General features: G+C 61.7%; 1 pseudogene. It reads right to left on the bottom strand.

What is annotated here, in order from left to right:
- Positions 1-208 precede the first annotated feature (208 nt).
- Positions 209-690: pseudogene (locus AC1D0P_RS26650) on the bottom strand (hypothetical protein); the annotation flags it as partial.

Below are 690 nucleotides of genomic sequence, written 5' to 3'. Positions count from 1 at the left end.
GGCCTGGACACAGAGGATCGTCATGCCGGGCTGGGCAAGCATGGCGCGCAGCCTGTCCTCCGCAGCTGCGCGCGGCAAGGGCGGATCGGCGGGATTGAGGTGATGGTAGAGAAGGAGAAGCGCATCGAGATCGTCGAGGCGCGCGGCACGGATTTCGCTCTTCATGTCAGAACCTTAGCCAGTCGGTCATGACACAGATGTGACGTCATCATTCGCTTTTGGAGCCGAACAGCTTTTTCAACATGTCGGCCATCGGGCCGGAGGTGGGGAGATTGGGCTTGTGGTTGCGTGCCTGGTGCACATGCGACTGGGTTGCCGGCTTCGGCTTCTCGGCGGCATCAGGCTTTTTCTTCTGCTCCGGCGCGTTGCCCGACAGCTTGTTCATGAACTGGCTGGCGTCGCCCTTGAACACTAGGCCGGCGTTCAGCGCGATGTCATCGAGCAGCGGTTCGAGCCAGCTAAGGTCGGCCTTGGAGAAATCGCCGAGCACATGGCCGTGGACCAATTCCTTGACACCGGGATGGCCGATGCCGAGGCGAACGCGGCGATAGTCGCGGCCGCAATGCGCGTCTATGGATTTGAGACCATTGTGGCCGCCATTGCCGCCGCCGACCTTGACGCGCACCTTGCCGGCCGGCAGGTCGAGCTCATCATGGAAGACGGTGATGTCGGCCTGTGTCAGCTTATAGA

Source organism: Polaromonas sp. P1_G2 (genome assembly GCF_056405515.1).
This window is presented reverse-complemented; position numbering and strand designations above follow the sequence as displayed.